Origin of the sequence: Paenibacillus sp. FSL M7-1046, assembly GCF_038007405.1 — a bacterium.
Taxonomy (GTDB): domain Bacteria; phylum Bacillota; class Bacilli; order Paenibacillales; family Paenibacillaceae; genus Paenibacillus_AQ.
In genome coordinates this window covers 1,286,079-1,311,854 of sequence record NZ_JBBOXB010000001.1, presented here as the reverse complement: position 1 = coordinate 1,311,854, position 25,776 = coordinate 1,286,079, and the positions used below count along the sequence as shown (strand labels likewise).

At 50.6% G+C, this 25,776-nt stretch carries 23 protein-coding genes; 13 read left to right on the top strand and 10 right to left on the bottom strand.

The features are described 5' to 3' along the window. Positions 1 to 136: 136 nt before the first annotated feature. Positions 137 to 1,090 carry a helix-turn-helix transcriptional regulator gene (locus NYE29_RS05520; protein ID WP_076110432.1) on the top strand — a complete coding sequence of 318 codons (954 nt, stop codon included), beginning with the start codon at positions 137 to 139 and terminating at the stop codon, positions 1,088 to 1,090. A 93-nt stretch (positions 1,091 to 1,183) separates the two neighbouring features. Here NYE29_RS05520 and katA read toward each other — a convergent pair whose 3' ends face one another. Then, positions 1,184 to 2,641, bottom strand: coding sequence for a catalase KatA (katA, locus tag NYE29_RS05515; RefSeq protein ID WP_340894765.1), 1,458 nt, complete (start codon positions 2,639 to 2,641; stop codon positions 1,184 to 1,186). A 436-nt stretch (positions 2,642 to 3,077) separates the two neighbouring features. Beyond that, positions 3,078 to 4,694 (bottom strand): alpha-glucan family phosphorylase, encoded by a 1,617-nt coding sequence (gene glgP / locus NYE29_RS05510; RefSeq protein ID WP_340894762.1) that lies wholly within the window; start codon positions 4,692 to 4,694, stop codon positions 3,078 to 3,080. Positions 4,695 to 5,286: 592 nt separating this feature from the next. Here glgP and rbsK point away from each other — a divergent pair. The 6 genes from rbsK to NYE29_RS05480 all read left to right on the top strand — a co-directional run bounded on the left by rbsK (position 5,287) and on the right by NYE29_RS05480 (position 10,575). Next, positions 5,287 to 6,204, top strand: a complete 918-nt coding sequence (gene rbsK, locus NYE29_RS05505) for a ribokinase (RefSeq protein ID WP_340899620.1) — start codon at positions 5,287 to 5,289, stop codon at positions 6,202 to 6,204. 43 nt (positions 6,205 to 6,247) lie between these two features. Further along, complete coding sequence (aroD, locus tag NYE29_RS05500; protein ID WP_340894761.1) at positions 6,248 to 7,012, top strand: type I 3-dehydroquinate dehydratase; 765 nt, start codon at positions 6,248 to 6,250, stop codon at positions 7,010 to 7,012. Between the two features lie 237 nt (positions 7,013 to 7,249). After that, entirely contained in the window at positions 7,250 to 7,942 is a 693-nt protein-coding gene (locus NYE29_RS05495) for a response regulator transcription factor (RefSeq protein ID WP_340894757.1), read from the top strand. After that, on the top strand, positions 7,939 to 9,303 hold the full coding sequence (locus tag NYE29_RS05490) for a sensor histidine kinase (RefSeq protein WP_340894756.1): 1,365 nt from the start codon (positions 7,939 to 7,941) through the stop codon (positions 9,301 to 9,303). Before NYE29_RS05495 ends, NYE29_RS05490 begins: the two co-directional genes overlap by 4 nt. Continuing rightward, positions 9,300 to 9,899, top strand: a complete 600-nt coding sequence (locus tag NYE29_RS05485) for a PepSY domain-containing protein (RefSeq protein WP_340894754.1) — start codon at positions 9,300 to 9,302, stop codon at positions 9,897 to 9,899. The genes NYE29_RS05490 and NYE29_RS05485 overlap by 4 nt, the downstream gene beginning before the upstream one ends. A 106-nt stretch (positions 9,900 to 10,005) precedes the next feature. After that, the gene (locus NYE29_RS05480; RefSeq protein ID WP_340894753.1) at positions 10,006 to 10,575 is read left to right on the top strand and encodes a PepSY domain-containing protein; all 570 of its coding nucleotides are present in this window, start codon (positions 10,006 to 10,008) and stop codon (positions 10,573 to 10,575) included. A 117-nt stretch (positions 10,576 to 10,692) separates the two neighbouring features. On the opposite strand, the gene NYE29_RS05475 is transcribed toward NYE29_RS05480, so the two are convergent. Together NYE29_RS05475 and NYE29_RS05470 are read right to left on the bottom strand one after the other, a co-directional pair. Further along, a complete protein-coding gene (locus NYE29_RS05475) occupies positions 10,693 to 11,457 on the bottom strand; it encodes a MerR family transcriptional regulator (protein WP_340894751.1) in 765 nt (254 codons plus the stop codon). A 221-nt stretch (positions 11,458 to 11,678) separates the two neighbouring features. Then, positions 11,679 to 12,431: a 3'-5' exonuclease gene (locus tag NYE29_RS05470; RefSeq protein ID WP_038586099.1), complete on the bottom strand. Its 753-nt coding sequence runs from the start codon at positions 12,429 to 12,431 to the stop codon at positions 11,679 to 11,681. 220 nt (positions 12,432 to 12,651) lie between these two features. Here NYE29_RS05470 and NYE29_RS05465 point away from each other — a divergent pair, with 220 nt between their 5' ends. The 5 genes from NYE29_RS05465 to NYE29_RS05445 all read left to right on the top strand — a co-directional run bounded on the left by NYE29_RS05465 (position 12,652) and on the right by NYE29_RS05445 (position 15,653). Next, a complete protein-coding gene (locus tag NYE29_RS05465) occupies positions 12,652 to 12,825 on the top strand; it encodes a hypothetical protein (RefSeq protein WP_340894749.1) in 174 nt (57 codons plus the stop codon). A 190-nt stretch (positions 12,826 to 13,015) separates the two neighbouring features. After that, a complete protein-coding gene (locus NYE29_RS05460) occupies positions 13,016 to 13,651 on the top strand; it encodes a hypothetical protein (protein ID WP_340894748.1) in 636 nt (211 codons plus the stop codon). Positions 13,652 to 13,701: 50 nt separating this feature from the next. Next, complete coding sequence (locus NYE29_RS05455) at positions 13,702 to 14,589, top strand: serine/threonine protein kinase (protein WP_340894746.1); 888 nt, start codon at positions 13,702 to 13,704, stop codon at positions 14,587 to 14,589. Next, positions 14,582 to 15,223, top strand: a complete 642-nt coding sequence (locus tag NYE29_RS05450; RefSeq protein ID WP_340894744.1) for a hypothetical protein — start codon at positions 14,582 to 14,584, stop codon at positions 15,221 to 15,223. Before NYE29_RS05455 ends, NYE29_RS05450 begins: the two co-directional genes overlap by 8 nt. 88 nt (positions 15,224 to 15,311) lie before the next feature. Then, positions 15,312 to 15,653 (top strand): nuclear transport factor 2 family protein, encoded by a 342-nt coding sequence (locus NYE29_RS05445; RefSeq protein ID WP_038598585.1) that lies wholly within the window; start codon positions 15,312 to 15,314, stop codon positions 15,651 to 15,653. Between the two features lie 58 nt (positions 15,654 to 15,711). On the opposite strand, the gene NYE29_RS05440 is transcribed toward NYE29_RS05445, so the two are convergent. The 6 genes from NYE29_RS05440 to NYE29_RS05415 all read right to left on the bottom strand — a co-directional run bounded on the left by NYE29_RS05440 (position 15,712) and on the right by NYE29_RS05415 (position 23,026). Beyond that, on the bottom strand, positions 15,712 to 16,449 hold the full coding sequence (locus NYE29_RS05440) for a spermidine synthase (RefSeq protein WP_340894743.1): 738 nt from the start codon (positions 16,447 to 16,449) through the stop codon (positions 15,712 to 15,714). Positions 16,450 to 16,463: 14 nt separating this feature from the next. Beyond that, positions 16,464 to 17,960: a response regulator transcription factor gene (locus NYE29_RS05435; RefSeq protein WP_340894742.1), complete on the bottom strand. Its 1,497-nt coding sequence runs from the start codon at positions 17,958 to 17,960 to the stop codon at positions 16,464 to 16,466. 26 nt (positions 17,961 to 17,986) lie between these two features. Next, the gene (locus NYE29_RS05430) at positions 17,987 to 19,807 is read right to left on the bottom strand and encodes a cache domain-containing sensor histidine kinase (protein WP_340894741.1); all 1,821 of its coding nucleotides are present in this window, start codon (positions 19,805 to 19,807) and stop codon (positions 17,987 to 17,989) included. A 24-nt stretch (positions 19,808 to 19,831) separates the two neighbouring features. Next, on the bottom strand, positions 19,832 to 20,665 hold the full coding sequence (locus tag NYE29_RS05425; protein ID WP_038586116.1) for a carbohydrate ABC transporter permease: 834 nt from the start codon (positions 20,663 to 20,665) through the stop codon (positions 19,832 to 19,834). A 2-nt stretch (positions 20,666 to 20,667) separates the two neighbouring features. After that, entirely contained in the window at positions 20,668 to 21,561 is an 894-nt protein-coding gene (locus NYE29_RS05420; protein ID WP_038586119.1) for a carbohydrate ABC transporter permease, read from the bottom strand. A 124-nt stretch (positions 21,562 to 21,685) separates the two neighbouring features. Beyond that, positions 21,686 to 23,026, bottom strand: coding sequence for an ABC transporter substrate-binding protein (locus NYE29_RS05415; RefSeq protein ID WP_340894740.1), 1,341 nt, complete (start codon positions 23,024 to 23,026; stop codon positions 21,686 to 21,688). 196 nt (positions 23,027 to 23,222) lie between these two features. Between NYE29_RS05415 and NYE29_RS05410 the strand changes: the two genes are divergently transcribed. After that, complete coding sequence (locus NYE29_RS05410; protein WP_340894739.1) at positions 23,223 to 25,775, top strand: beta-mannosidase; 2,553 nt, start codon at positions 23,223 to 23,225, stop codon at positions 25,773 to 25,775. The last annotated feature ends 1 nt before the right edge of the window (position 25,776 follow it).

Below are 25,776 nucleotides of genomic sequence, written 5' to 3'. Positions count from 1 at the left end.
ACGTTGGAAGATAGTTCCTTCGTGTTTTTTGTCTGCCGGAAGTGTGTTTCGTGACAGCCAACGGGTCTGTGAAGCTGATATATTAGATTTACGATAACGGGCTTCAATGATCAGGAAGTATTAAGGAGCAACTCAAATGACAGATAAAGTAATACGAATTTTCAGAATTATTAATGCGATTCAATCTAATCCTGGTATTACGGCAACAGATTTGGCTTTCAGATGTGATGTGAACGTTAGAACGATCTACAGGGATCTTGAGATCATCAGCCATTTTGCGCCCGTTACGAATGAGGGTAGAGGCACCGGCTATAAGTTTCTTGGCAAGTTCTTTCTCTATCCGCTTGATTTTTCCGAGCAGGAAGCGTTGGCATTCTCTCTTTTACCTTCTGTACTTAATGAGGATAAAATCCCTCCGGGTTTCCATACAGCTTATGACAAAGTAATGGGTACACATATGAAGGAGAAATCCAGGCAGAACGGGATTCTGGAGAACATTGCCGACATCATTCAGATGGGCACACCCGCCTATCGTAAAGAAAGCCGGAATTTTCTACAGCCGATTATAGGGGCGATTGTGGAGCAGCGGCGGATCCGAGCTGTATATCACTCGCAGTCGCGCGATGCGACAACGGAACGTGAGATTGATCCCTACTATTTGATTCCGCGTGATCAGCGCTTTTACCTCATTGGGTATTGCCATCTTAAAAAGGCCATCCGAACCTTCAGAATCAGCCGTTTTCTGGACGTGGAGGTAATGGAGGCGAGCTTTGACAAGGGGAACTTCAATATTAAGAAATATTTGAAAAATACATGGTCCATTGACCGCGGCAATAAAAACATAAAGTTCAAGGTGCGGTTCCAGCCGGAGATTGCGCGCTATATTAAGGAAGAGGAACTGTTTGTTCATCCACGGATGAGCGATGAGCCGGATGGCAGTCTGCTGTTCGAAGTGACTGTGAACAATGAAAAAGAATTCATGAAGTGGATATTGCAATACGGGCCAAATGCGGAAATCCTGGAGCCGACATCGGCCAGAGTGGAGCTAAAGCACCGGCTGGAGCATTGGATGAGTATTTATAGGGAATAGGAGTAGAGTATCCTTTTATCCCTGATCCAAACACTGTCATTTTTAGGGCAACAAGAAACCCCGAACCTCAAGGTCCGGGGTTTTGCATATATTTTATTCAGCTTGAGGTACAGGCAATCCCAGACCTTCGGCGATACGCTGACCGAATTCAGCATCGGCTTTGTAAAAGTGGCCGATCTGGCGGATTTTAATCTCGTCGAACTCCACAGGAGTCATGGCGCCAACAATGTTGCGGATAAGGCGCGCACGTTCCTCTTCGCTCAGCAGCCGGTAGAGGTCGCCGGCTTGTGTATAATGATCATCGTGATCATAAGGGACACTGTCTGCCTGACCGGAAACGTTGTATGGAGCTGATTTATGCTGCGGAGATTCCGTTGCTCCGCCGAAGCTGTTAGGTTCGTAATACACAGAGCTGCCGCCGTTGCTGCCGGAGTTCATTGCACCGTCACGCTGATTGTTGTTGACCTCGGCAATAGGCCGGTTGATCGGCAATTGGTTATGATTCGCACCTACCCGGTAGCGGTGGGCATCGGCATAGGCGAATAGGCGGCCTTGCAGCATTCTGTCGGGGGATGCTTCAATGCCCGGAACAAAAGAACCAGGAGAGAAGGTAGCCTGCTCTACTTCTGCGAAATAATTCTCCGGATTGCGGTCCAGGACCATACGGCCAACCTCAATTAATGGATAATCCTTCTGCGACCATACCTTGGTCACATCGAATGGGTCGAAACGGTACGTGTCGGCATCCTCTACAGGCATAATCTGCACATGTAATCTCCATGCCGGGAAATCTCCTTTATCAATTGCGTTGAACAAATCCTCTGTATGATAATCCGGGTTCTCTCCGGCAATTTGTGCTGCCAGATTTACATCAAGATTTCTTACGCCCTGTTCAGTTTTGAAATGGTATTTCACCCAGACAGCCTTGCCTTCGGCATTCACCCATTTGAAGGTGTGGCTGCCGAACCCGTGCATATGACGGAGTGTAGCCGGGATGCCGCGGTCGGACATAAGAATGGTTACCTGATGCAGGGATTCAGGAGATAGAGACCAGAAATCCCAAACAGCATTCGGATTCTTCAAATGAGTCTGCGGGTGACGTTTCTGGGTATGGATGAAATCCGGGAATTTGATCGCATCGCGAATGAAGAAAACCGGTGTATTGTTGCCGACGAGATCATAATTTCCTTCTTCTGTGTAGAACTTTACTGCAAAACCGCGTGGATCACGGACCGTATCGGAAGAGCCCAGCTCTCCGGCAACGGTGGAAAAGCGAATGAACATTGGCGTGCGTTTGCCGACTTCGGCCAGGAATGCTGCCTTGGTATATTGTGACAAATCTTGAGTGACTTCAAAATATCCATGAGCACCGGCTCCTTTGGCGTGGACAACACGTTCAGGAACACGCTCCCTGTTAAAGTGGGCCAATTTCTCCAGCAGATGAACATCCTGCAGCAAGGTAGGTCCACGGGAGCCTGCGGTCATTGAGTTCTGGTTGTCTCCGACAGGGGCACCCCAGCTTGTTGTAAGTTTGTTATTGCTCTGACTCATGAATACAATCACCTCGTAATAGATTTGATATTAGATTTAGTATAAGTTCTATAATAACAAAAAAACCGGGAAAAGCAATTCTTTTTTATAATGATTTTAATTAACAATATGCGGGAATGTTGGAATCATGATAACGGAAGAGAGGTACGGCTGATGAAGGAAAGTGGGGTTATAATCAACAAGTTATCAAGGGTGCAGTTAAGGATATGCATGATTGTCGTTGGAAAGTAAGGCGAATCCAATGCAGCTATGGAGGATGAAGTGAGATTGAAAAAGCGCAGACTCATACTGCTTTCATTAAGGCAATCACTATAAAGAAGACCGCATACAAATAACTCCCATCCGCAGCAGCGGACGGGAGCAGGGGGAAAGGCAGGATAGGCTAAGGCGTCAGAGAAGTAGTATAGCTAATGATTGATGCTGAAAAATACGCAGCTTAGCCTTTGATATACATTCTGCTGTAATATTCATCCAGCATACGTTTGCTCGCGAATTCAACACGAGTGGTCTCGATGCTCTTGCGCATCATTTGTACCCATTTCTCCCGGTTGTCATAGAAGGTAGGGAGCACGCGGTTCAAGAGGGTATCGTAAAGCGCGTCGCTATCATGCTTGTCGAGCACTTCGAAATCGGTGGTCTCGAAGCCATCGCCAATCTGCCAGCCATTCTCGCCGTCGATACAAGCTTCCGGCCACCAGCCATCCAGAATCGAGCAGTTGAGGACGCCGTTCATAGCCGCTTTCATCCCGGAGGTGCCGCTGGCTTCCAGCGGTCTGCGCGGATTGTTGAGCCAGATGTCGGAGCCGCGGGTCAGCTGTGCTCCAATGGTCATATCGTAGTTTTCCAGGAAAACGACACTTTTTGGATATTTTTTCATCATCGCCACGAGATTGCTGACGATTTTTTTGCCGGTGTCATCCAGCGGATGGGCTTTGCCGGAGAAGACGATTTGGATTTTTCCGTCCTTCAGGTAAGGCTCAATGACTTCCGGCTGGGAGAAAATCAGGTCGCTCCGTTTGTAAGGAGCGGCGCGGCGGGAGAAGCCGATGAGCAGATTGTCCGCATTCAGGGCGATGCCGGAGCGTTCCTCGATGAACCCGATCAGCTCATTTTTAATTTCTTTATGCGTGGCCCAAAGGTCGCCGTTCTCCTCAAAGGTGCGGGTAATCCGTTCGTCCACCCAGGTAGGGGTATGAATAGCATTGGTAATGCCGATGATCTCCGATCTGCCGGCAACTTCCTTCCACATTTTGTTCGAAGTATCGGCATGAAGCTGGGCCACTGCATTGGAAATGCGCGACAGCCGCAGACCGGCTACAGTCATATTGAAAGGATCTCCACCGATGCGTTCCATTTGATCGCGGGTTAAGCCATTGAATGCACCCATATACTCGAGGCGGTCGAGCGGATGCGTTTCATTGCCTTCCTTGATTGGTGTATGAGTAGTGAACACAACCTCTTCACGGGTAGCTTTCCAGGCTTCCTCAAAGGTGCTGCCGCCGGACATTTTTTCACGGATCAGCTCGATGGCGGCCAGTGCTGCATGTCCTTCATTGAAGTGATAGACATCAATCGGAATTTGCAGTGCACGCATCGCTTTAACGCCGCCAATCCCAAGAACGATTTCCTGAGCGATCCGCTCTTCGCCGAACCAGCCGTACAGTTGGCCTGTAATCCAGGCATCACCGTTCTCGGGAATATCCGTGTCCAGCAGGTACAGCGGGCTGTTGCCAAACTGCTCAGTCTTCCACACTTTACAGACAACATCGATTTTTCTTACTTTAACTGTTACTTTAACCCCTGTATCTTCAAGAAAATCATAAACATAGTTGTGATAGGAGTCATACGGATTGCCGTGGGCATCAATCTTTTGATCCGTGTACCCTTGCTTCCACTTCAGCCCGATCGGAATGATAGGAGCGTTGATATCCTTCGCACCCTTGATGTAATCTCCGGCCAGGATGCCCAGGCCTCCGGCGTACATTTTGAAATCGGAATGCAGGCCATACTCCATGCTGAAATAAGCGACTGACGGTAATTGTTTCTCGTTCACTTGATAAGCCTCCTAATACGAATTAGATTATAATCTGGTATTGCTGTAGGCTCAAACTAAGGTGCAAACGTTTGCTCAAAATGATGCAGTCTTCCCTGGAAGCGATTGCACACCTATTCTAGCACACTTGCAGTCAAAAAGCATAACGAAGTTTTTGTGAAGAACAAACGTAAGGATTCAAGAAAATACTATATAGATTGAGCTTAAAAATTTGAGATAAAGGAAAGGAGCAACGAAGGGGAATTTTGGAACTGGAGGAGCGAAAGCGGCCGGAAGTCCAAATATTCACCGTAGTTGCGACTGATCCTGTACTCTAAAACCACAAGTTCAATCTATATAAACAGAAAAGTTTGATAAAGACGGCCTCAGGCCATAAGATAAGGAAGGGACAATATTACCCTTTGAAGTGATTGCTGCCGCTGAAGCAGACTATATGGATGTGAGAGTGACATTTCAGCATGGTCCCGACCGGAAGGATATTCAGGTCCTGTACCGAAAGCGGATAAATTATGGCCGCAGCGGCTTAAGATAAGTATAGGTTGTAAATCCAGATTGTTCAAAATAACTAATGGTGGTGTAAAGCTTGAGTATAGTGGTGATCGGAAGTTTGAATATGGATATGGTGGTACGCACCAGCCGGGCGCCTGAGGCTGGGGAGACTTTGTTTGGACAAGGCTTCGCCTTGTCACCGGGAGGAAAAGGCGCCAATCAGGCAGTAGCCGCAGCGCGTCTTGGTGCCGAGGTAGCGATGATCGGAAGTGTCGGCCGGGATGCCTTTGGCAGTGAACTGCTGGAGATTATGCGGCAGGAGCATATTGATGTCCGGCATATTGCCCAGAGTAACTCGCAGGCTACCGGCGTCGCGTCAATTGTGGTCGATGGAGAAGGGGAGAACCGGATTATTGTTGTGCCGGGAGCGAATATTGAACTTGGCCCAGCAGATATTCAGGCGCTTGAGCATGTAATCAGCGAAGCTGAAATGATCGTGATGCAGCTGGAGACGAATCTTCCAATGTGTGAACAGGCGGCCTCCATTGCGCAGCGCCACGGCATTCCGGTCATTCTGAATCCGGCTCCGGCCAGAGAGCTTAGCCAGGAAATGTTGAGACATGTGACATATCTGACCCCGAACGAAACCGAAGCGGGAATCCTGTCCGGTATTGAAGTAAACAGTACGGAGGCGGCTGAGCAGGCGGCGCGTATTTTGCTGGGGAAAGGGGTGCGGAACGTCATTGTCACTCTGGGTTCCAAGGGGGCGCTGATCGTGAATGAATCCGGTAACGCGCAGCATATTGCCGGATTCCCGGTACAGGCGGTTGATACGGTTGCGGCAGGCGATTCCTTTAACGGGGCGCTGGCTTACCAACTGACCCGCGGTGTGGCCTTGGAAGAAGCGGTGAGGTTCGCCAATGCAGTTGGTGCGCTGGCTGTAGGCAAAGAAGGGGCAATTCCGTCGCTGCCGAAGCTGCCGGAGGTCGAGCAGTTCCTGAAAGAAGCAGCTGAACGGTAAGCCGGGGATAGATATAGATCGGATAGATGAGGAGCTGAAGTAAATGAGTGGCACTGTAACGGTTAAGAATGTGACTCTGGGCGAGGGGATGCCCAAGATTTGCGTATCGCTGACCGGAGCAACATTGACGGAGCTGAAGGAAGAAGCGGAGGCACTGAAAGCTCTGGCACCGGATGTGGTGGAGTGGCGGAGCGATTTTTTTGCCGGAGTGGACAATATTGAGGCAGTTACGGAAGTACTGGAAATGATCCAGGCTATTCTTCCGGACCTTCCGCTGATCTTCACATTCCGCAGCGCCAGAGAAGGCGGGGAGCGGCAGATTGCCACGGAGGATTATATCCGGCTGAATAAGGCTGCAGCCGCGAGTGGACTCGTCGATATCATTGATGTGGAGCTGTTCAATGAGGAAGCTGATGTGCAGGCGCTAATCGCTGCCGCGCATGACTGCGGGGTGTTCGTGATTGTGTCGAACCATGATTTCCAGGGAACACCTCCCGAGGAGGAGATTGTGTCCCGGTTGCGCAAGGCTCAGGAGCTGGGCGGAGATCTGCCGAAGATCGCCGTTATGCCATGCAGCGCGGCAGATGTGCTGACACTGCTGGCTGCGACAAACCGGATGCAGGAGCAGTATGCGGACCGTCCGATCATTACGATGTCCATGGCTGGAGAGGGCGTAATCAGCCGCCTAGCCGGGGAAATCTTCGGTTCTGCGCTTACCTTCGGCGCGGCCCATAAGCCATCTGCCCCTGGACAGGTGGCGGTTGCCGAGCTGCGGAAGGTGCTGGAGCTGCTGCACCACAGCCTATAGAACCGTTCATTTATTGTCCGGCAGCAATAGAAACAATTAGAATGGGGTGTTCTAAGCCATTGAAACGGCGGGAACACCTTTTTTGGATAGTTAATAGTTAAACATATATATGGTTCACACTATAAATCATCTTCAAGGTGCGGCAGGGTTTGAATCAGCGCCCGGTTATGCCCTACAATGAAGGCAGCCAAGTAGTTAAATCATCCACTTGCGGAACGAAGAAAGGGAGAACTGCCAATGACGGAATCCATCCTGGTCGTGGAGGATGAAGAAAAAATCGCCCGGCTGCTGCAGATTGAGCTGGAATGCGAGGGCTATCGCGTATTTATTGCGGGCAGCGGCCATCAGGCGCTTGAAATCTATCAGGCACAGCAGCCGGACCTCCTTCTGCTTGATGTGATGCTTCCCGGGTTCAGCGGAATTGAGCTGCTGCGCCGTATCCGGGTCAATGATGCGCTTACCCCTGTACTGATGCTGACTGCCAAAAGCTCGGTGGAAGACAAAGTATCCGGTCTTGACCTTGGGGCAAATGACTATATCACCAAGCCCTTTCAAATTGAGGAGCTTCTGGCGCGTGTCCGCGCTGCGCTGCGGCTTGCGTCTACCCGAAACATTGAGGAGACAGGCAGCTGGCTAAAAGCGGATGATCTTGAGCTGAACGAAACCACGCGTGAAGTTGTTCGGGCTGGCAGAACGATTGACCTCACCCCGAGGGAGTTCGATCTGCTGGTGTTCTTGCTGAAGAACAAGCGCCAGGTGCTGAATAGAGAGCAGATTGTGACCGCGGTTTGGGGGTACGATTATTACGGTGATACCAATGTCGTAGATGTGTATATCCGTTATGTCCGTAAGAAACTTACCCAAGGGGATCAGAGCGAGCTTATTCATACCGTCAGGGGTATCGGGTATGTTCTGAAGGACTCCCCATGAAGCTGCGGAGCAAAATTTATCTTTATTCCAGCGTGCTGTTTGCTGTACTCCTTGTCATTATGAACCTCGTCATTTACTTTATGTTCAGCCGGTTGTCGACAGATAATCAGCTGGATCAGGCCGCTGCCGAGACTGCCAAAATCGCTGCCGATATGCGAAGAGTTGGAACCGGTGTAGCTGCCCCGGAGCTGCTCCGGGCGTACGTGCCGATTGAGGGAATGCTCCGGCTGCTGGCTCCGGACGGAAGCGGACCGGCGCCCGTGACTTCGGCGTCGGAACAGGAGATCAGCCGGCTGAAGCCGGTATATTATAAAGACAAGCTTAGTGAGATTATCAAGGTGGATGGCCGTTCCTATGCTTTCGTGACGACTCCGGTTATCTGGATAGACGGGATCGTGATGAATGTCCAAATGACCAAAAGCCTGGAGAGTACGATGAATACGCTCCGCGTGCTGCGGGTTGTACTGGCGGGGGCAACCGCCTTTGCACTGCTTCCGCTGCTGCTCTCCAGCCGTGTGCTATCCGGGCTGATTATGCGTCCCATTGTGCAAATGACAGCTACGATGCGGGAGATCAAGAACAGCGGGAAATTCAGCAGACTAACGCTGGAAGACACATCCAGAGATGAGCTGGTTGAAATGGGGCGCACGTTCAACGATATGATCGCTTTGCTGGAGAGTAATTATTTGAAGCAGGAGAAATTCGTGTCCGACGCCTCGCATGAGCTGCGTACCCCGCTGACGGTGATTGAAAGCTACGCCAGCCTGCTCAAAAGGCGGGGACTTACCCATCCTGAATTGTTCAATGAATCCGTTGAAGCCATCCATTCCGAGGCGATTCGGATGAAAGAGCTGACCGAGCAGCTGCTGCTGCTGGCAAAGCACCACGAACAATGGGATCTGTCCATGAAGGTTGTTGATCTGCAAGAGCTGGCCACCGCATCGGCCAAAGTCTTCCGCAATGCATATGGCAGAGAAGTTACCGTCAATGCACAGGGGGAGGTCATGGGATTCAGCGATGAAGCGAAGCTGCGCCAGCTGCTGTTCATATTTTTGGACAATGCCCGCAAATACAGCGATGAAGCCATAACCATCACGCTTGGAGCCTCCGGGCAGGAGAGCCACATTGTCATTACTGACCGGGGCATCGGGATTCCGAGCGGGGAGCTGCCCAGAGTGTTCGACCGCTTCTACAGAGTAGATGAGGTAAGAGGCCGCCAGGGCGGAGGGGCAGGGCTGGGGTTGTCACTTGCTGCGGAAATTGCCGAAGCCATTGGAGCCAAGCTGTCCATGGAGAGTGTGGAAGGCGCCGGAACATCGGTTATGATCCGAATTGCGGCTGAGAGCAGGGGAAGACAATGAAAATAAAGAAACCTGAGAGCAAAAAATTCATATACAAAGCCGTCATTATTATTGCTGCCGCGCTGCTTCTGTCCATTGCTGCGTTTAAAATATTCACAAATGAATCCGCACAGCTGTTGACGAAAGAGCAGGCGAAGCAGGCTGTGCTGAAAGAGTATTCCGGCAGCGTAGAGAACCTGACCCTGCAATCCGGCAACTATGTAGCGGAGCTGAAAACCGGCCAGGGTCTCTATGAGCTGGAGCTGGATGGGGCAACAGGTGAGATTGTTTCCATTGTCCTGCTGGAGCCAGCCGCTTCCGCAGAGGTCCGGCCCACACCATTGCCTTCTTCGGCCCCTCCGGCAGGCGGCAGCGCCCTGCCATCCCCTTCACCGACTGCTCCGCGTGCAGTGTCGGAAGACGAGGCAGTTAAGCTGGCGCTGCAGGAGGTGCCGGGAGAACTGGATGATGTGGATACCGAAATTAACGAATCAGGCGCCTTTTATCTGGTGGAAGTGAATACAACGGATGGGCGTGAAGCGGTGGTCCAGGTGGACGCGATCTCCGGAAACATTATGTCCGTAGCTTGGGAAGAACCGGATGAGGATCATCCTTAAGCAGAATTCTCATCAATTTCTAATGTTACTGTCGCCTTTCTCTCATTTGGGCCGTGTATATTGAATACATGAGCAGCACAGATTGAACATGAGGAGGCGGCAATAAATGATGAAGATGAAATTATGGAGCAGTGTAGCGGCGGCAGCCATTCTGTTCGGGGGTGCATACAGCATCAGCGAGGTTCAGGGTGCTTCCGCAGGATCGACCGCTTCACAAAGTCAAAGCAAGACACTGATTGGCGTGGACAAGGCGGAGGCGTATGCGCTGAAGTCAGCGCAGGGCCGAATAGAGAGTATTGATCTGAAGGAGAGAATCAGCGGTTCGTATTACGAGGTTGAGATCCGTCATAACAACCAGGAAATTGACGTTCGGGTTGATGCCTACACAGGTAAAATCTTAAGTGTGCGCAAAGAAACCGATGACGACGACGATGATGACAACTACGCAGCAGCCACATCACAAAGCGGAACGATGATCAGCGCAGCTAAAGCGGCAGAAGCAGCTTCTGCCTCCGCAAAGGGTACAGTTACTGAAATTGACCTTGATGGGGACAATGGAAGTTTCGTATATGAAGTGGAGATCAGAAACGGCAAAGTGACGACTGAAGTGGGAGTCGATGCCTATACTGCGAAGGTTCTGTATACGGATGTAGATTCTGATGACGATGATGATTGAATCCATGAAAATGCAGAGGGATTAACACTATATAAAAGCGGGGCAGCCGGATATCGGCTGCCCCGCTTTTATAGATCATACAACTGCTGTATCACTCCGGGCAAGCGGAGTGGAAGACTACTGCTTTGTACCTGTATAGACGTGCACAGCATCTCTCAGGAACTCGGCCAGACCCGGACGCCGCTTGTCATAATAGGCGGTAAAGCGTTCGTCATCCACATACATTTGTGCGACGTGGGCGTGAGCTTCTTTAGTATAGGTGTCCCAGTAGAAGGACAGCCACTGGCGGTGCAGCTCAGCGGCTTGCTGGGCCAGCTCGCTGGCGGAATCGCCTTCCTCCATCGCTTGCTCAAGGGCTGCGAACATGTCTGCTTCAAGCTGCTGGATGGCGGCATACTGCTCTTCGGTCATATTTTTCAGCTTGCGGTTAGACTTCTCTACAGCTTCTTCCCCGTATTTGCTGCGGGCTTCCTTTCCGTACGTACGCTCATTATCGTCAATCAGCTTTTGCTTAAAGCCTGCAAATTTCTCTTCATTGCTCATGGTTATTCTCCCTTCACTTTGGGCCAGTGTTTTTTCGACGTTTGCGATTAATTGATCCAATTGCTCTCTCCGCTGAAGCAGCTGGTCATGGTGCTCCCGCAGTGCCCGGGTGCCGTCAAAGGACGGTGCGGTCACGATTTCTTTGATCCCTTCGAGGCTTAAGCCCAGTTCCCGGTAAAAAAGAATCTGCTGCAGCCGGTCGACCTCGGCCTGGCCGTAGATGCGGTATCCCGAGGAGTTGATTCTCGCCGGCTTGAGAATCCCAACCTCATCGTAATAGCGCAATGTCCGCGTACTGATGCCCGCCAAAGCTCCCAGCTTCTGCACCGTGTATTCCATAGTGGCTGTACCTCCCATAACTTGTTTCAGCGTAGTGTTATTTGGACCCAATTGCACACTTGTAAGCTGCAGCTTGCTGCTTACAAGATCACTCTACACCTTCACGCAACGGCAATGTCAAACACTCTTTTGTGGGGAATATCGCTCAAAAAAACAGCAGCTCCCTATAGTATGTCCACTAAGGAAACTGCTGCTAACCTTGTATTACACACGAAGCCGGATTATTTCTTGCCGACCTGTGCCGTGAAATATTCCCGCAGCTCTGCCAGCTTCCGGGGATCCGCCAGCGCATCTTCACCCGGGAAGTAATGTTCGGCGACCAGTTCCCAGGTGGGAACAATTTTTTGGGAGATCATTGCCTTGATGGCGATCTTGACCGTCTTGCGTTCTCTGGCGTTGGAGAAGGTGTCCTTGTAATGCTGGGACCGCTCAAAATCCAGGTCGTTAAAGACAGCGCGGAAAATCTCCGCGGTCATCTTGGCATCGTCCAGCGCCCGGTGCGCGGAACCGGAAGGCTCAAGCTCGAACAGGGTCATCGCACCTTCGACACTGATGTCATTGCTGAGGCCGCGTGCACGGAGCACGCCCTTCAAGAGATCAAAATAGGTTGCAGCCATCCAGTAGGAATCATCCATTTTGTGCATCCGGATGTCCTGAATGATCCGCTTCATATCCTCGCCGCCCCAGGTCAGAAGCAGCACTCCGTCACTGCTCTGATCCAGCCAGGCTCTAAAGGCGGTAATGACCTTGGGGAAACGGTCAGCGACGTCGATATCCTCTTGGGGAATGCCGGTTTTTTTCTTAATGAACGAATTCAGGGTGGAGAAGTATATAGGTTTAATTAAGGCTGAGAACTCATCCTTAACTTGCAATGAAGCGTCTAACCGGACGGCTCCAATCTCAATGACCTCCATAGGATGCTCGCTGGCAAATTTGCGGCCGTTGAATTCGATGTCCAGAATAATATAATCCACAGGTAATGCCTCCGTTTCAGTGACTGGCGCCTTACAAGCTGAAGAATGCGCCGACCCTTCTATTTTAGCAAAAAAAGCGGAGGAATGGGAAATAAGACGGGGAATTGCCGTCCGGGGTGTGCGGCTAAGGCTGTTTTTGTATTGAAGAGTGATGAGGAGCCGCGGTAAAAGGGAAGAAGGATAAGGGAGGGGGTTGGAAGAATAAGTAAGCGTGATGCGCATGAATTGGGGAATTGCAGTTAAACAGTGGGAGAACGGAGAAGGGGTTGCTTTATTTCAAGGTTTAGGACTTGCAGAAGATGCGGAAATTTTGGACTACGGTTGTGGCTTCGGACACTACACCTTTGCTGCATCAAAAGCTCTAAATGGCCGGGGGGACGGTTTATTCTGTTGATATTAATAAAGAATGCATGAAGGTTGTGGGTAAGGTATCCAGTGAAGAGCATTTAAATAACATTCAAGTTTTGATGGGGAATAAGGACTACACTTTGAATTTTGAGGCTCTGGAGAGAGCGGAAATACTCAATTTTAGAAAGAACAGCTGAACGCACTGAACAATTTGTTTCAGGGAGGGAAATCCTAAGTTGGAGCAGTGGGAGGATCAGATGCAGGACCAACAGATTTACTGGATCGGCGGCTCGGCATGTGCCGGCAAAAGCACGCTGGCTAAAATGTATGCTGATAAATACGGGCTGGCGCTGTATGCTTGCGATGAGCACTTTCATGAGCATGTGCAGCAGATTTCGCGGGAGCAGCAGCCTGCAATGCACCGGGTCACCAGGCTGACGATGAACGAGGCTTTTTATACAAGGGAAGTAGAGGAGCAACTGAATACATATATCGAATGCTTCGAAGAGGACTTCTCATTTGTGCTGCTCGATCTGGCACGCTTGGGAGAGAAAGCGGTTGTGGTGGAAGGAAACCAGCTGCTGCCCCGACTCGTAGCTCCACTGATGAAGAATAATCACAAGGCGATCTGGATTGTCCCTACGGAACAGTTCCAATGGGAGCATTACAGCAGGCGGGAGTGGATTCATGACATATTGCAGGAGACTGAGAACCCCGGGATCGCATTCCGCAATTGGATGAAGCGGGACGCCCTGTTTGCCGCGAGAGTGAAGGAGGAGGCTGAAGCACGGAAGCTGAAAGTGCTGGAGGTGGATGGAAGCCTGAGTCTGAAACAGAGCTTTGCCATGCTGGAGCTGTACTTCAGTTCCTGAATTGCAGCAGATGAAACTTAAGGGAAGAGCAAATGTACAGGAGGCTGACGATGAGCGGAAACGGATATAGATTTGTAATTGACGAGGCTACGTTTCAACTGCAGGAGGCCTACTCTTTTGATTGGCTGACGGCAATGGGGCGGGTGTTCCGGGTGTTTGATGAGCAGGATTCCGGAAATATCAGCTTTGGGGTTGAGCAAGACGGATGCAAGTATTTTGTGAAGTTCGCCGGAGTGAAAACGATGGAATTTCATGGTGATCCTGCGGAAGCGGTTGAAAGATTGATTCAGGCGGTTCCTCTCTATGAGGAGCTGCGGCATCCGTCGCTAATCCAGTTGTTATCTCATGGTCCTGTGGAAACGGGATATGCAGTTGTTTTTGAATGGACGGAAGGCGAGTGCCTGCATTCGCATTGGGCTTTTGGCGGAGCGGCCAAGTATAGTGCTCCCGAATCGCCTTTTTACCGCTTTAGGGCCTTGTCGACGGAGAAACGGCTGGATTCTCTGGAGGTCATCTTTGGCTTTCATGAATACATAGAGTCTAAAGGATATGTGGCTGTGGATTTTTATGACGGAAGCATTCTCTATGATTTCACTAAGGACCGTACAGCAATTTGCGATATTGATTTCTATCAGCCTAAGCCCTTCTTCAACGGCATGGGAGAGCAGCTATGGGGCTCCAAACGGTTCAAATCACCGGAAGAGTACCTTCTGGATGCCCCAATCGACGAAATCACCAATGTATATAATATGGGGGCTACTGCTTTTGTACTGCTGGGTGGAGAAAGTGACCGTTCCAGGGATAAATGGGAGGCGGGACCGGAACTGTACAAGGTTGCGATGCGGGCCGTACATCCGGAGCGGGATCAGCGTTACCGGAGTGTCTCGGAGTTCAAGGCGGAATGGGATAAGGCGAGGAAGGAAGCAAACGATGGATAATAAATCCACTGCAAAACAAATAGTTTTTTCGATAGTAAAGGCAATTATTATCGGTGTTACTTTGGGGTTAGCAGCAAAACTTGTGGATAATCCGAATATAAACCCGATATTTGACAATCTCGGAGGACGTCTTGGTATATGGGTATTTGTTGCAACACTGTTATCCGTTTTTAGCTATTCTCCCAAATTAGCGGCTGTTAACATATTTGCCTTTTTCGGGTCGATGCTTACCGTTTATTATCTTTACACAACGTTTGTGCTGCATTTTTTCCCGGAGAGAGAAATTGTTTTTTGGGGGTTATGCGCAGTGGTATCTCCTGTTTGTGCTTATGTTATGTGGTATGCACGCGGGAGCGGATTGTTTTCTAATCTTATTTCGGCCCTTCCAATCACAGTATTACTGTCAGAAGGGTTTGAATTACGTAACGCTTACTTACCCGTTCACCATCATTTCTATTTAATTCCATGGCTTATGGGGATATATCTAATAATGATAGTTGTTTTGTTACTTAGCATTCCGAAAAACAAAATTCAAATTTTGTCCATTCTGCCTATAGCCCTTATTTTGTCTTTTATCATGATCTATTTTAATGTTTTTGGCCGGATATTTGGTGGAATGAACGGTGTATTGTAGGGCCGGATTTCGCCGGGTACGAATAGTGGCAGAAAGAAGGATTACAGTGCTTGAAAAAAAAGACTTAGGATACAAGGAACTGAACGCAATGGCCAAGCAGATCTGTGAACTGGAAGAGAAGCTGCTGAACACCGAGGTGCGCACTTCGCCGGATGAATTGTCGCGACTGCTGGCAGACGATTTTTTTGAATTTGGAAGCTCCGGGAAGGTATGGCATAAGCGGGACTTGATGGGCGAAGAAGGAGCGGGCGAGGTCCGAATGACCCTGAGCGGGTTCGAACTTCATCCGTTATCCGGGGAGGCTGTGCTGGCCACCTACCGGATCATGAACGAAGAGACGGGTGGAGAGACACTGCGCAGTTCAATCTGGAAATTCAGGGATGGGCGGTGGCAGATGTTTTTTCATCAAGGAACTCCGGTGAGAGGATAGGGTTAATCAGGCTGTGGGGTTCCCCAACGGAGACCCTCTGTTTATAGGTTATCCATGCTTAGTCCCGGATCACATGCCCCTGCCCAAGGGTGACTTCCACAAACCCGGCCATCTGCCGGGCTTGATAGCGGATCGGCTTGCCGCTGCCCATGATGATGATATTGCGGATGTCGGCGGTTCCTTCCGAAGGGAGGGCAAAGGCCTTGATATAGGCGAATTCCCCGGCTAAAGTCGTGTGGATGGCCCCTATCAGGCGGTCCTTTTCACTTCTGCCCATCAGGTTCATGATGATGGAGCCGCGGCTGTTCAGCTTGGAACGGGCCAGGGCGAAGAACTCACCGGAGACCAGATGCCGGGGAGTGCCGTCAGCGGTGAAGGCATCCAGAAGAATGAAGTCATAGCGGAGTTCCGGCTCGCCCTCCAGAATGCGCCGTCCGTCCCCGACAATGACATTGTCCTGGCTGTAGCCAAAATGCTGCCGGCTCAGCTTCACGACCTCCGCATTCACTTCGGCCACTTTAAAGCGCTTCTCCGCAAAATAACCGGCAAGCGTTCCAATCCCATGTCCAATCAGGAATACATCTTCGAAATAAGGTCCGCCAGCCTCCATTAGATGGATCATTGCCCGCGGATATTCAAAGACCACCCGCCGGGGGTGGTCCAGATCAAGGGCGCCCTGAATGGCGTCTCCCGAAAACTGCAGTACGCGGAATCTGCCTCTCTCGCCATATAATTCTGTCGTTTCGTACACCTGGATTTCGGGGTTGTTCTCTGAGTTCAGGAACTCTGGATGCAAAGGTATCATTCTCCTTATACGAGCGAAATGCGTTTATATTCGTTCGGTGTAACACCGACAACCTTCTTGAACAGCTTGTTGAAATAAGCAGGGTCGGGATAGCCGACTTCGGTGCCGATTTCGTGCACCTTCAGATCCGGCGCATTCTTCAGCAGCTGCTTCGCTTTGCGGATGCGGATTTCAATCACATAATCGGTCAGAGTCAGCCCGGTCTCCTGCTTGAACAGCTTGCTTAAATAGCTTGGTGTCAAAAATACTATACCGGCCAGCATGTTCAAATCGGCATGCTGATTATAATGGGCCGCTACCCAGCGCTTGACTGTTTCAACGGCCGTACCGGCCATCTCCAGCCGGTGCTTGCGGATTTCGTTCAGCGCAGCCGAGAAGGAGGAGGCGAAGAGTTCCTCAATTTCAGCAAAGGCCATGCAGGCTTCGATTTGCTCTTCCAGCCGCTGGCTGCAGTCTTTTCGGTAGACAGCCTCAAATTCCTGCAGCTCCTTGCGGGCAGTATCCTCAACCTGCCGGCAGGCGCGCAGGATCAAGTCGGGATAAGCCTGCTGCAGCTCCAGCACAGAGAACAGCTTGTGCAGTCCTTCCAGCACCCCGGCCACATTTAGAATCTGCAGCTCATGGATCAGCGGCTCCCGGAATGGAGGGAAGGGATCACAGACAGCCTGCACCGGTGCCTGGAGCTCTTTAATCGTAACATAATGCAGCGGCAGCGGACTATAAATCCCTGCATCGCAGGCGAGCTTGGCTTCAAGATAGGCTGTTCTAAATTTGCCGGGATCATCGTAGGAGCGGCTGGCCCCCGCATGGAGACGCTGGTCCTTGCTTGCAATGCTGATAATCTCTCCGATTTCGTGTGATTCTTCAGGGGTGAGCGGCTGTGCGGAATAACAGATCCATGCCTGCAGCCCTTTCTGCACTTCCAGCGTATCGAGGAGGAACGCCTTCTCTTGCCGCAGACTGTCTGCAATTCCGCAGACTTTTTCCCGGGAGCTTCCTTTAAGGACATAGACCGTGAAATAAGGCTGGGGCAAGGTAAGGCCGCTTAGAAGAACGGCAGAGGGCTCTTCGATATGCAGCAGGGAGTGCAGCAGGCCTGTGCGCTGGCATTCTTCTTTTTCCCGCAACAGCTTCTGCTCCTTCTCCAGACTATACAGCACTTCGAAGAGCTGTTCTTTATTGATAGGTTTGAGCAGATAATCTACCGCTGAACTGCGGATAGCTTCCCGGGCATAATTAAATTCAACGAATCCGCTCATCAGCAGGCTGCGAATCCCGGGGTGGTTCGCTTTAAGCTGCCGGATCAGCTCCAGCCCGTCGATCTGCGGCATACGGATATCGGTTATAACAACGTCAAGGTGGAGCGAGGGGAGCGCATCAAGCAAATGTTTGCCGTCCGGATAAATACCGGCGACAACGAAGGTGCTGCTCTCTTTGCTGATCATTCGTGCCAGACCTTCGCGAATCAGAACTTCATCATCTACAATCGCAATACGCAGCAAGCCGAGTCCCCCTTTTTGGAATGATATTATTCTTCGCTGTGATCGTCCGAAAGATCCTCGATTCTTAAAGTTACACGGGTTCCTGTGCCAAGTTCACTCTGCACGTGTAATCCGAAGGAGCTACCGTAATGCAGACGGATGCGCTCATTCACATTTCGCAGACCGATTCCGAACATTTCACCGTCTGCCCCGCCCATCAGACTGTTGTTCAAAGCGCGCAGGGTATCCTCATCCATACCTATTCCGTCATCCTCGACGCAAAATACAGTTTTACCGTCCTCCTCCCAAGCCGTAATGTTCAGTGTACCCGGCCCCTCCTTAGGTTCAAGCCCGTGAAAAACGGCATTCTCGACAATCGGCTGGAAGACCAGCTTGATCACCGGCAGCGGCAGGAATTCCTCCGGCACATGGATATTGAGCCGGAATTTATCCGGAAAGCGGATTTGCAGCAGATGCAAATAATTACGCACATGATCCAGCTCATGCCGGATCGTAACGGTTTCTTCACTGCGGACAATGCCGTAACGCATCTGCAGCCCAAGCAGATAGGTGAGCTTCGCGACGCGGGGGTCATCACTGCTCTCCGCCAGCATGCGGATGGATTCCAGCGTATTGTAAATAAAATGCGGGTTAATCTGGTTCTGCAGCGCCCGCATATCTGCCTTTTGTTTGCGTTTCTCCGTAAGGGAGACCTCCTGAAGCAGATCCTTGACCCGGATAATCATCCGGTTGAAGTGGCTGCCGAGCATCCCGATTTCGTCATTATATTTCGGATGCAGCCAGACATCCAGATTGCCGTGCTGCACCTGCTTCATCAGACGGACCATCGACTTCAGCGGTTTGGTCAGTGCATAGGAAATAAAGGTGGCAACGACGAGCGCGAAGGCAATAATCGACAGGGTAGTGAAAATCAGCCGGTTGCGGTTCTTCTCCACCGGGGAGAGGATACGGTCCAGCGGAATGGAAACAATGGTCGTCCAACCGGTCTTCTGGGATACCCTGTACACTGCAAGAACATCAAGGCCATCCAAAGTGATTTGAAAATGGCCATTGGGAGCGGTAACTTTCTGCAGCAGCATCTGTGCATGTTCCCGTTGTTTCGGAGTCTCTTGGCCGTCCACATGCTCACCGTCGTACATTAATTCGCCCTTGTCGTCCACGATCAGCGTATTGCCCTGGGTGACGGCGTTTACAGGATCAACGATCCCCTTGAAGAGGTTGTTGATGTCAATGTCGAAGACAAGGATTCCGATATTTTTGAGCGTGCTGACCGAAGTAATGGTGCGCAAAACGCTGAACACCTCTTTGTGGTCACCGGAGTTTACACGGATCGTATGCCTGCCTTGGACTACCGGAGCTGCACCGGCCCCCTCGGTGAGGCTTTGCCACTGCGCCAGCCGTTCCGCCGGGAATAATTCATTGATGCCGGGAGCCCTGTCATAAAAGGTGGAACCGTATTTGTCCACTAAGTATACGGCAATAATCTGTTCTTTCGTATGGTTCAAATAGCTCAGGAACATCGACATGCTGGTGTTCTTTTCCCAATCGGTATTACGCTGCTCCAGGTAGAACTGAACATCGGTATTGTACAGCGGCAGCGCCGTGTACCGCTTGAGATCAGCAACATACCGGTCTATGGTATCCGAAGCGCTGTCTGCCATCTGTCCGGCACTCTTTGTGGAGCTCGACAGCACCGAGTTGAAGGTGGAGCGTGAAGAAAGATAGCTGACGTAAGTGATTGGCAGGGAGATCAGAAAAATAAATACGACAATCAGCTTTCGCTCCATCGGCAGGTTGGCCAGGAACAGCCATATGCTGCGCACAATTCTCCGGATGTAAGAGACCACTATGGTTATTCCTTTCTGTACCCCCTATTTGACGGCGCCGCTGGTTACCCCCTCAAAGATATAACGCTGCAGGAAGAAGTAAAGAATGACTGTCGGCAGCAGGATAAGCAGAATGGCTGCACAGATCAAATTCCAATCGGCCGTATTGACCCCCTGAAAACGCATGAGGACGGTGGTAACGACGCCGAGGCTTTGTTTTGGCATATATAGATAGGGGATGTACATGTCATTGTAGATGCTGATCGTCTTCAAAATAATCAGTGTTGCCGTCGCCGGTGACAGCAGCGGGAAGATGATCGAACGGTAGATTTTGAACAGGGATGCACCCTCAACCATCGCATTCTCATCGAGATCAACGGGGATGTTGCGGATGAACTGTAAATACAGGATGATCTGAATGACGTCTGCTCCGATATAGAGTACGATCGGAGCACCCAAGGTGTTGTAGAGGCCCATACTTTTGATGATGCCAAAGGTCGCTACCTGAGTAGTAATGCTTGGAATGATGGTCGCCACAAGATAAGCGCCGAATACAATCGGCTTCAACTTGAAAGAGAACCGCCCCAGTACATATGCAACCATTGTCCCAAACAGAATGTTCAGGGTCAATGTAATAATGATAATAATCAGCACGTTGCCGAAGCCGCTGAGCAGTCCGCCGCGCTGAAACACAGTCACGAAGTTATCGAAGTTGAAGAAACTGCGCGGCAGAGCCATGGAACTGCTGCTGTTAAATTCTTCGGTTGATTTGAAGGCGTTGACCACCACGACATAAGGCGGAAAGAGTACGACGAATACACCGATAAGCAGCGTGAAGTATTTAAAAATGTCTTTTAGGCTAAGTTTGGAATGTTCCATGGCTACTTATCTCCTCCCCGGTTAAGAACCAATTGCTGCAGCAAGAGCACGACAACGACAATGAAGATCAGGATAACGCTCATCGCTGAGGCCAGGCCGTAGTTATTAAAAGCAAAGGCGGTATCCACTACCCGCTGAACATAAGTCTGGCTGGCACCCGCCGGGCCGCCCTTGGTCAGCACGAACGGCAGATCGAACACTTCCAGCGCGCCGGTTACGGTCAGGAATAAATTCAATTGAATGACGGGCTTCATATTCGGCAGTGTAATTCTCCACAACGTCTGAAACGAGCCTGCACCATCTATTTTGGCCGCTTCATAAATGTCTTTCGGAATCGCCTGCAGGGAGGCAATGTAAATGACCATGTTGTAGCCCATGAACCGCCAAAAACCAGTGGAAGCGAGCGAGTAGTTCACCAGTCCTTCAGTACCGAGCCAACTGGTCTGTCCTAGTCCGGTGAGGCCGATGCTGTTCAGGAACATATTGAGTGAACCGTTGGTAGTATCAAACACATAGCCGAACATGAAGGCCACGGCTACACCGTTCATGATATAAGGCAGGAAGAGCATAATCCGGAACCCGTTTTTACCCCGCAGCTTGCTGTTCAGCACAACGGCGAAATAAATGGCGACAATATTCTGGACAATCCCCATCGCAAAGTAGGCAAAGTTATGGGTGAACACCTTGAAGATATCAGGATTGCCAAAAACCTCGCGGTAATTGTCCAGACCGACCCAAGGCTTCTCAGGGCTGTACCCGTCCCAGTTGGTAAAGCTGTAATAGACCAGTTTAATGGCCGGATAATAAGTGAATGTCGCCAGCAGGAGCAGTGGAATCAGCAGGAAGGATACAATGATAATGAGCTTTTGCTTGTTATAGGATAATGTTCCGAACATCGATTAACCTTCTTTCTGAATAGCGCTTTGGTCAATGACGACAAAATGGATTATCCGGAGAAAGCGATAATCCATTTTGCGCCGGGGGATTGCTAGGTTCTAACGTTGCTGGTCTTGCTAAAGATCAATAGCCGAGGTCTTTTTTGGCTTTGGCCCAGGCTTTGTTCCATTTGTCGAAGACGGATTGCGGGTCCTTGGCCAGGACGAATTCCTGTACCATAGCCGGCAGGTCGAGTTGTGCCTTGTTAGTAATTTCTGTTACCTTGGCATCATCCACTGTCCCCTCTTGCAGGGTTACGCCAGTCGCCTGGAATTCCTTCAGTTGAGTCAGCTTGGATTCTTTGCCTTTCAGCGGGGAGATAAATCCGGCAAAATCCTCATAACCGGAATCCTCGATCATCCATTTCACGAACGCTTTGGCAGCATCCAGATTTTTGCTGTCCTTGGCCACAGCATAGAAGAAGTCAGGGCTGAGCGGTGCAGTAAGGGTGCCCGAGTTATCATAAGGAAGCGGGAAGAAACCTACATTGTCAGAAGTAGTGCCGGCGCCGATGACTTGATTAATGACCCAATTGCCAAGGAAGTACATGGCGAATTTGCCTGAGGCAATGTCCTTCTTCGATTGTTCCCAGTTGGTGGAGTTGATGTCTTTTTCCAGATAGCCCTTTTCGTTCAGATCTCTAAGCAGGTTGAGTGATTTTCCGTAGCCGTTGTCCATAGTGAAAGGTGTTTCGGAGGTCAGCTTTTCGTTCGGGAAATCCGGGTTGCCTGCAATCACGCGGGGAACAGAGTACACCCAATCGTTAAGCGGCCATTTGTCCTTAAAGTTGGAAGCGAGCGGAACGACACCTTTGGCTTTAAGCTTTTCGCAGGCAGCGAGGAATTCATCCCAAGTCTTCGGAACCTCGGTGATGCCTGCATCGGCGAAGGCTTTTTTATTGTAGACAATCCCAGTGGTGGAGTTACCTGTGGTAATTCCGTAAAGCTTGCCTTCATAGGATTTGAAATCTTTAAAGGTGATCTGATCATTCAGGCCGAGATCGTCCAGGGAAGCAAAATATTTCGGAAGATCGGAGTTGGGAATGGAAGGAATGAACATCACATCGGGAAGCTCACCACTGGCCATTCTGACCTTGGCTTGCTGGTTGTAGTCCGTTTGGGAAGCTTCGAACTCGACCTTTATGTTCGGATACTTCTCGTTAAAGCGTTTAACATATTCGTCATACTCTTTGCCGATCATATCGGTTCTGTTGGTCAGGAAGGTGATCTTTCCGCTAATGTCGGAACCGCTTCCAGCCGCCGGCTCAGTAGTTGCTTCACTGCCGGAATTCTCTGGTGCTTTGGTTGCAGCCGGCTCATCTGTGGCTTTAGCTGCATTGTTATTATTGTTCGATCCGCAGCCTGTCAGAGATAAAGAGAAGGTCATGGTGATAACAAAAAATAACGAAAATAACTTGTTTCTCATTGCGTTGTCCCCTTTTCGTTTTGATGTTAGCGTTTACATTATCATTATAGCGTCATTGATTCCAGCATTAAATGTATTCAATTATTATTTATTGTCTTTATTTGTTTTCTTTCTGGGTTTATAATTACTTTGTTGCTAACAATAAGATAACAAAATATAATGAAACAAATGAATTTTGCTGAAATAGGGAGGACTTATGAAACCATATCATCTTGAATTAACAAACTGGGAATTTAGAGCTTGCGGTGACGAAACGTGGCTTCCGGCGGTTGTGCCGGGAACGGTACACACGGATTTGCTCCGCAATGGACTTATTTCGCAGCCCTTTTATGGAAAGAACGAGCATGAGCTGCAGTGGATCGACAAGAAGGACTGGGAGTACAGAAGCAAGCTGCGGCTGGAGGAAGAATGGCAGAGTCTGGCCATTACGGAATTGGTCTTTGCGGGCTTGGACACCTATGCCGATGTTTTTGTGAATAATGTGCATGCGCTTTCAGCAGACAACATGTTCCGGGCCTGGACTGTAAATGTCAAAGGGCTGCTAGTGGCCGGTGACAATGAAATTCTCGTGAAATTCCGTTCCGTAGTTAAGGAAGACCTGCCGAAGCTGGCGCAGCTGGGGTATGATCTGCCGGCACCTAATGATCAATCAGAGCTGGGCGGACTGCAAGAACAGCGGATTAGCGTGTTTGCCCGCAAAGCGCCTTATCATTATGGCTGGGACTGGGGCCCGAGATTTCTTACCAGCGGAATCTGGCGGGAAGCGGTGCTGCAAGGCCGGGATGCCGCAGCCATTACGGATCTCTATATCCGCCAGAATGAAGTCAAGCGGGAAGAGGCGCGGCTTACAGCTGTCGTGGAGATTGAAGCTCCGCAAGCTTGCGAGGGAATGCTGCGGATCACGACTGCTAATGGACAGGAATGGATGCAAGCGGTTTCTGTTCCTTCCGGCAAGCACACTGTGGAGATGGATATTGTCGTTGACCAGCCGGAGTTATGGTGGTGCAATGGGCTGGGCACGCCTCATTTAACTACCTTCCAGGCAGAGTTGCTGGATAGCGCTACGGTATTGTCCAGTGCAGAAGTAACTACCGGGCTGCGGGAGATCAAGCTGATCCGCAAACCTGATGCGAAGGGCGCTTCATTCCAGTTTGAGCTGAACGGCGTTCCGGTATTCGCAAAGGGCTCCAACCATATTCCGAACGACAGCTTCACCACGGAAATAACGGAGGAACGTTACCGGCACGAGATTGCCACAGCGGTAGAGTCGAACATGAACATGCTGCGGGTGTGGGGCGGCGGGATCTATGAGGAGGAAGTTTTTTACCGGCTGTGCGATGAGTATGGGCTGCTGGTCTGGCAGGATTTCATGTTCGCCTGCAGCATGTACCCGGGAGATGAGCCTTTTCTTGAGAATGTACGGAAGGAAGCAGAATACAACGTACGCAGATTGCGCAATCATCCCTGCATCGCCCTATGGTGTGGCAATAATGAGATTGACTCCGCCTGGTCGCAATATGAGGATAACATGGGCTGGGGCTGGAAAGAAGGCTACAGCGCCGAGATCCGCGAAACGCTTTGGGGTTATTATGAAGAAATCTTCCACCGCATTCTGCCGGAAGCGGTAGCGGCTTATCATCCGGGTGCTGATTACTGGCCATCCTCTCCGCTTCGTGAACTTACTACTGCTCAAGACCAGCATGCGACGCGGATCATGGGTGAGGGCGATATTCATTACTGGGGTGTGTGGCACGGGATTGAGCCTTTTGAGAACTATAACGTCAAGGTAGGCCGCTTCATGAGCGAATACGGCTTCCAGTCCTTCCCTGAGCTGAAATCGGTACTGAGCTACGCGGAGGAAGAGGATATGGAGCTGGAATCGGAAGTGATGCTGGCTCACCAGAAGAATGGACGGGGCAACCTGATCATTAAAGAGTATATGGACATCTACCTGCCGCAGCCGAAGGACTTCAGGTCATTCCTGTATATGAGTCAGATTCTTCAGGCAGAGGCGATGAGAATTGCTATTGAAAGCCACAGAAGAAACAAACCGTATTGCATGGGAACGTTGTACTGGCAGATGAACGACTGCTGGCCGGTGGCTTCCTGGGCTGGCATGGATTATTACGGCCGCTGGAAGGCACTGCAATATACGGTGCGCAAAAGCTTCCAGGAACTTCTGCTCTCAATTGAAGAGATGGATGGGGAGAACCTGCAAGTGCATGCCGTTTCAGATCTTCAAAAGGCACTGGCTGGTGAACTGGTACTCCGGCTGTATGATTTCAGCGGCTTGCTATTGCGTGAATGGACACAGCCGGTTCAGCTGGAGGCCGATTCGGCTGCGGTGGTCTTCGCGGTGCCGACTGCGGAACTGCTGCAGGGCAACGATCCGAAGCAGGTGGTATTGGTGGCTTCTCTGCTGGCGGATGGCTCCCTGCTGGAGCACAAGGAGCATTACTTCGCTGCGGCAAAGGACAGCAAGCTGAACCGGCCGGTTCTTACGGTGACCGAGATTCCGGGCAGCCTGGACTTTGCGGTCAGCAGCGATGTGCTGGCCAGAGGGGTGTACCTGACGGCGGTAGAGGAAGGTATCTTCTCGGATAACTTCTTTGATCTGCTTCCGGGTGAGCCGAAGACGGTGCAGTTTATGCTGCGGGGCAATGGAGAACGTGACTTCATTCCGGCAGCGCCAAAGGGGCTTGAGATTCATTCGATGGCTGACTATGTGAAGGAAGATTACCTGGGGTAAA

What these genes read in the sequence shown, in the direction of transcription:
- NYE29_RS05520 (WP_076110432.1), top strand. Translation starts at nt 137, where the DNA reads ATGACAGATAAAGTAATACGAATTTTCAGAATTATTAATGCGATTCAA.
- katA (WP_340894765.1), bottom strand. Translation starts at nt 2,641, where the DNA reads ATGAGTCAGAGCAATAACAAACTTACAACAAGCTGGGGTGCCCCTGTC.
- aroD (WP_340894761.1), top strand. Translation starts at nt 6,248, where the DNA reads ATGAGTGGCACTGTAACGGTTAAGAATGTGACTCTGGGCGAGGGGATG.
- NYE29_RS05495 (WP_340894757.1), top strand. Translation starts at nt 7,250, where the DNA reads ATGACGGAATCCATCCTGGTCGTGGAGGATGAAGAAAAAATCGCCCGG.
- NYE29_RS05490 (WP_340894756.1), top strand. Translation starts at nt 7,939, where the DNA reads ATGAAGCTGCGGAGCAAAATTTATCTTTATTCCAGCGTGCTGTTTGCT.
- NYE29_RS05485 (WP_340894754.1), top strand. Translation starts at nt 9,300, where the DNA reads ATGAAAATAAAGAAACCTGAGAGCAAAAAATTCATATACAAAGCCGTC.
- NYE29_RS05480 (WP_340894753.1), top strand. Translation starts at nt 10,006, where the DNA reads ATGATGAAGATGAAATTATGGAGCAGTGTAGCGGCGGCAGCCATTCTG.
- NYE29_RS05475 (WP_340894751.1), bottom strand. Translation starts at nt 11,457, where the DNA reads ATGGAATACACGGTGCAGAAGCTGGGAGCTTTGGCGGGCATCAGTACG.
- NYE29_RS05465 (WP_340894749.1), top strand. Translation starts at nt 12,652, where the DNA reads ATGAATTGGGGAATTGCAGTTAAACAGTGGGAGAACGGAGAAGGGGTT.
- NYE29_RS05455 (WP_340894746.1), top strand. Translation starts at nt 13,702, where the DNA reads ATGAGCGGAAACGGATATAGATTTGTAATTGACGAGGCTACGTTTCAA.
- NYE29_RS05450 (WP_340894744.1), top strand. Translation starts at nt 14,582, where the DNA reads ATGGATAATAAATCCACTGCAAAACAAATAGTTTTTTCGATAGTAAAG.
- NYE29_RS05445 (WP_038598585.1), top strand. Translation starts at nt 15,312, where the DNA reads ATGGCCAAGCAGATCTGTGAACTGGAAGAGAAGCTGCTGAACACCGAG.
- NYE29_RS05425 (WP_038586116.1), bottom strand. Translation starts at nt 20,665, where the DNA reads ATGGAACATTCCAAACTTAGCCTAAAAGACATTTTTAAATACTTCACG.
- NYE29_RS05420 (WP_038586119.1), bottom strand. Translation starts at nt 21,561, where the DNA reads ATGTTCGGAACATTATCCTATAACAAGCAAAAGCTCATTATCATTGTA.
- NYE29_RS05415 (WP_340894740.1), bottom strand. Translation starts at nt 23,026, where the DNA reads ATGAGAAACAAGTTATTTTCGTTATTTTTTGTTATCACCATGACCTTC.
- NYE29_RS05410 (WP_340894739.1), top strand. Translation starts at nt 23,223, where the DNA reads ATGAAACCATATCATCTTGAATTAACAAACTGGGAATTTAGAGCTTGC.